The 3082-nt window shown below is 51.2% G+C and carries 1 rRNA gene; it reads right to left on the reverse strand.

Features of this window, described 5'->3' with window-relative positions:
* Window positions 1-35: 35 nt before the first annotated feature.
* A 23S ribosomal RNA gene (locus U862_RS0128330) occupies window positions 36-2927 on the reverse strand.
* Between the last annotated feature and the right edge of the window lie 155 nt (window positions 2928-3082).

Raw genomic sequence — 3082 nt, forward strand, 5'->3', positions numbered from 1 at the left:
TTCAGCTCAAAGCCTGCAAATTGCTTGGGTGTTATATGGTCAAGCCTCACGGGCAATTAGTATTGGTTAGCTCAACGCCTCACAGCGCTTACACACCCAACCTATCAACGTCGTAGTCTTCGACGGCCCTTCAGGGAACTCAAGGTTCCAGTGAGATCTCATCTTGAGGCAAGTTTCCCGCTTAGATGCTTTCAGCGGTTATCTTTCCCGAACATAGCTACCCGGCAATGCCACTGGCGTGACAACCGGAACACCAGAGGTTCGTCCACTCCGGTCCTCTCGTACTAGGAGCAGCCCCTCTCAAATCTCAAACGTCCACGGCAGATAGGGACCGAACTGTCTCACGACGTTCTAAACCCAGCTCGCGTACCACTTTAAATGGCGAACAGCCATACCCTTGGGACCGGCTTCAGCCCCAGGATGTGATGAGCCGACATCGAGGTGCCAAACACCGCCGTCGATATGAACTCTTGGGCGGTATCAGCCTGTTATCCCCGGAGTACCTTTTATCCGTTGAGCGATGGCCCTTCCATACAGAACCACCGGATCACTAAGACCTACTTTCGTACCTGCTCGACGTGTCTGTCTCGCAGTCAAGCGCGCTTTTGCCTTTATACTCTACGACCGATTTCCGACCGGTCTGAGCGCACCTTCGTACTCCTCCGTTACTCTTTAGGAGGAGACCGCCCCAGTCAAACTACCCACCATACACTGTCCTCGATCCGGATAACGGACCTGAGTTAGAACCTCAAAGTTGCCAGGGTGGTATTTCAAGGATGGCTCCACGCGAACTGGCGTCCACGCTTCAAAGCCTCCCACCTATCCTACACAAGCAAATTCAAAGTCCAGTGCAAAGCTATAGTAAAGGTTCACGGGGTCTTTCCGTCTAGCCGCGGATACACTGCATCTTCACAGCGATTTCAATTTCACTGAGTCTCGGGTGGAGACAGCGCCGCCATCGTTACGCCATTCGTGCAGGTCGGAACTTACCCGACAAGGAATTTCGCTACCTTAGGACCGTTATAGTTACGGCCGCCGTTTACCGGGGCTTCGATCAAGAGCTTCGCGTTAGCTAACCCCATCAATTAACCTTCCGGCACCGGGCAGGCGTCACACCCTATACGTCCACTTTCGTGTTTGCAGAGTGCTGTGTTTTTAATAAACAGTCGCAGCGGCCTGGTATCTTCGACCGGCATGAGCTTACGGAGCAAGTCCTTCACCCTCACCGGCGCACCTTCTCCCGAAGTTACGGTGCCATTTTGCCTAGTTCCTTCACCCGAGTTCTCTCAAGCGCCTTGGTATTCTCTACCCAACCACCTGTGTCGGTTTGGGGTACGGTTCCTGGTTACCTGAAGCTTAGAAGCTTTTCTTGGAAGCATGGCATCAACCACTTCGTCACCCAAAGGGTAACTCGTCATCAGCTCTCGGCCTTAAGATCCCGGATTTACCTAAGATCTCAGCCTACCACCTTAAACTTGGACAACCAACGCCAAGCTGGCCTAGCCTTCTCCGTCCCTCCATCGCAATAACCAGAAGTACAGGAATATTAACCTGTTTTCCATCGACTACGCTTTTCAGCCTCGCCTTAGGGACCGACTAACCCTGCGTCGATTAACGTTGCGCAGGAAACCTTGGTCTTTCGGCGTGGGTGTTTTTCACACCCATTGTCGTTACTCATGTCAGCATTCGCACTTCTGATACCTCCAGCAAGCTTCTCAACTCACCTTCACAGGCTTACAGAACGCTCCTCTACCGCATCACTTGCGTGATACCCGTAGCTTCGGTGTATGGTTTGAGCCCCGTTACATCTTCCGCGCAGGCCGACTCGACTAGTGAGCTATTACGCTTTCTTTAAAGGGTGGCTGCTTCTAAGCCAACCTCCTAGCTGTCTAAGCCTTCCCACATCGTTTCCCACTTAACCATAACTTTGGGACCTTAGCTGACGGTCTGGGTTGTTTCCCTTTTCACGACGGACGTTAGCACCCGCCGTGTGTCTCCCATGCTCGGCACTTGTAGGTATTCGGAGTTTGCATCGGTTTGGTAAGTCGGGATGACCCCCTAGCCGAAACAGTGCTCTACCCCCTACAGTGATACATGAGGCGCTACCTAAATAGCTTTCGAGGAGAACCAGCTATCTCCGAGCTTGATTAGCCTTTCACTCCGATCCACAGGTCATCCGCTAACTTTTCAACGGTAGTCGGTTCGGTCCTCCAGTCAGTGTTACCTAACCTTCAACCTGCCCATGGATAGATCGCCCGGTTTCGGGTCTATTCCCAGCGACTAGACGCCCTATTAAGACTCGCTTTCGCTACGCCTCCCCTATTCGGTTAAGCTCGCCACTGAAAATAAGTCGCTGACCCATTATACAAAAGGTACGCAGTCACAGAACAAAGTCTGCTCCCACTGCTTGTACGCATACGGTTTCAGGATCTATTTCACTCCCCTCTCCGGGGTTCTTTTCGCCTTTCCCTCACGGTACTAGTTCACTATCGGTCAGTCAGTAGTATTTAGCCTTGGAGGATGGTCCCCCCATATTCAGACAAAGTTTCTCGTGCTCCGTCCTACTCGATTTCATGACCAAGAGATTTTCGCGTACAGGGCTATCACCCACTATGGCCGCACTTTCCAGAGCGTTCCGCTAATCTCAAAGCCACTTAAGGGCTAGTCCCCGTTCGCTCGCCACTACTAAGGGAATCTCGGTTGATTTCTTTTCCTCAGGGTACTTAGATGTTTCAGTTCCCCTGGTTCGCCTCTTGCACCTATGTATTCAGTACAAGATAACCATCTTATGATGGCTGGGTTCCCCCATTCAGACATCTCCGGATCAAAGTCTGTTTGCCGACTCCCCGAAGCTTTTCGCAGGCTACCACGTCTTTCATCGCCTCTGACTGCCAAGGCATCCACCGTATGCGCTTCTTCACTTGACCATATAACCCCAAGCAATCTGGTTATACTGTGAAGACGACATTCGCCGAAAATTCGCGATTAAACTCACAAATTTTACCTTAGCCTGAATAAACACCAGTGAAAGTGCTATCCAGTCTATCTTTCTATCACATACCCAAATTTTTAAAGAACGATC

The sequence above is a fragment of the Pseudomonas sp. H1h genome (assembly GCF_000633255.1).
Classification (GTDB): Bacteria; Pseudomonadota; Gammaproteobacteria; order Pseudomonadales; family Pseudomonadaceae; genus Aquipseudomonas.